The 2484-nt window shown below is 75.7% G+C and carries 2 protein-coding genes; both read left to right on the top strand.

Annotated elements, in window-relative coordinates; translation table 11 throughout:
• Positions 1–1453 (top strand): hypothetical protein (locus C1A33_RS35210; RefSeq protein WP_101833553.1); only part of this gene is annotated, 1453 nt, incomplete at its 5' end.
• A 513-nt stretch (positions 1454–1966) separates the two neighbouring features.
• On the top strand, positions 1967–2484 hold a 518-nt coding region (locus tag C1A33_RS23705; protein WP_243407883.1), incomplete at its 3' end, for a hypothetical protein.

Genomic DNA, 2484 nt, shown 5'->3' with positions numbered 1-2484 from the left:
CCCCCTCGGCGGCCCCCTCCCCCTCGGCGGGCCGTTCGACCTCGACGTGCTCTTCCGGCCGATCGACCTCGACGACCCGGATGATCAGACAGTCGCGACCGACGCCGGCCCGGCGGGCGACGCCCTCGCGCCGGATGCCGACCTGGCCACCGTCGCCGGCGGGCATGCGCCGTGGGCCAGCCGGGCACCGGCCGCGAACACGGGCACGCACACCCACGCGGACGCGGACGCGGACGCGGAACAGCACACAGACACGGACGCACGCACGGACGCCTACCCGGACATCGGCACCGGCGCTCACCCGGACACCGGCGCACCGGGCGCACCGCCTGGCGCGGCGGACCCGGGCGACGGGACGGACCCACGCTCGCGGACGGCTCCGCTGCCGCTGTACGGCGCCGCGGGCCCGGGCGGCGGTCACCGGCCGCCGGGCCGCCGGGGACGCCGCACGCGGCATGCCGGCCCGGGAGCGGGCGGGCGGGTAGGCGGATCCGGGCGACGGGCAGCCGGGCGACGGGCGGCCGGGCGACGGGCGGCCGGACGGCGGACGGTGACCCGGCGGGCCGGGACGCTGGTCGGCGCGGTCGTCGCGGTGCTGAGCCTCACGATGGTGGCGGCGCTGGCGATGTTCGGGATGCCGGGGCATGACTCACCGGACCCGTCGACGACCACGGTGACGGCACCGCCGCATCCGTCCACGGCGCCGTGGGCGACGGGCAGCGCGTCCAGTGCGCCCTCACGCCAGCCCGAGCTGCCCGGCCCGATGCCGGGGGGCTACGGCCGCGGTCGCACCGCGCCGGTCAGGACGTCCGGGGCGACGGCGGCAGCGGGCGATCCGCCGACCGACGCCGGCCGCGCGCCGCGGCCGAACGCGGTGCCACCCGCACCGGACACGGGCGGCGCGGTCGCGCGGGCACCCGGCGCGGGCACGACGGGCAGCACCGGCATCTACTCCAGCGCCACCGAGGCGCTCCCCGCCGGCTCGCGCGTCCAGATCCCCACCGGCGCCGTGGACTGGCTGGTGTTCGGGAACGGCTGGGGCGGGGTCAGCAACCACCGCGCGGGGGTGCCCTTCCCGCTGCTCGTCCCCACCGTCTCCGGCACGCCGACCCCCTCGTCGCCGGGCGTCGCCTGGACGGACGGCACTCCGTCGCTCGCCGGCTCCGCGCAGACGGACAGCCTGGCGGTGCAGGGCACCGCGCAGCTGACGACCTTCGTCACCCGGACCCGTCAGCTGGACGTGTACCTGAGCTCGTCCACCGGGCAGGTTCGGATCACGATCGCGTCGATCGTGGACACCCGGACTTTCACGGTCACGCTGCCGGCGGCGCCGGCGGGCGCCGCGACGGACGCGCGGATCACCCTGACCCTGCCGGGGCAGATCGCCGCCACCAGGGTGTCGATCTCCGCCGACGGCGCCCCCTGGACGCTCGCGGCCGCCGTCCTGCGCTGACCCTCTCGGGGCGGCCCCACGCCCGCGGCCCCATCGGGGGCCGGTGCCACCTCCACGGGCAACGGACCCCACACATCTTCAACGCATCAACTACCCCGTTTGGGTGATCGAACGACGGATCATCAGAGATCGCAAAAAAACTCGCCCGTCGGCGACAACCAAACGCACCTGCGGGACGACCTACCCTGTGAACGCCATTCCGGCCCCCGCGCCAGGAGGTCCGGCGGCGTTCCGGCCCGAACGTCCGACTAACCCCCCCCAGCCGGGCGGCGGGGCCGCGCGGTATCGGGGCTGGCCGGTCCGGCCAAGGCCGGCCAGCCCCCTCGCATCCCCCATCCGCCGACGCCGGCGAGGGCGCTGATCAGAGGTCGCGTTCCACCCGACTTCCCGCCGCCGACGGTGTCACCGAGGTGCCGGTGCACCCGCACGCGGGCCGGTGTCCGATGTGACGCTGGCACCAGGGCCCACCCGCCGGCCCCCGCCAGGCGGAACCCGCGGGGTAGCGTCGACGGTGTGCGTCGGCTGTTGTTGGCACCTTCCTGGATCGCGCGGCACCTGCTCGCGCTCGGTCTGGTCGCCCTGTTCATCCGGATGGGCATCTGGCAGCTGTCCAAGGGCGAGTCGGCCCAGGGCACGCTGCAGAACCTCTTCTACGGCGTCGAGTGGCCGATCTTCGCGGCCTTCGTCCTGTACTGGTGGTTCAAGATGATGAAGGAGGAGCTCTCCCCCACGGACGACGGCGGTCCCCAGTGGGGGGCGAACGGGCGGATCGCCCCGGAGACGGCCTGGCGGCCGGAACTCGGCGGCCCGCTGATGCTCACCGCGGGCGAGTCGAGCGAGCCGGACGAGGAGGTCGACGCCTACAACCGCTACCTCGCCGCGTTGTACGAACGGGACGCGCTGCGCGAGATGACGCCGCGGGCGAGCCCCGGGCAGCTCGAGGGCGCGCGGCATGCCGTCGTCGCCGGCGACCCGGCCGACGCCCGCCCGCGGATCGAGAAGGCCGACACCCCGAAACAGATCAACGGAGC

It is taken from the genome of Frankia canadensis (assembly GCF_900197875.1).
Taxonomy (GTDB): domain Bacteria; phylum Actinomycetota; class Actinomycetes; order Frankiales; family Frankiaceae; genus Frankia; species Frankia canadensis.
The sequence above is the reverse complement of the archived record's forward strand: the minus strand, read 5'-3'. Positions and strand labels throughout refer to the sequence as shown.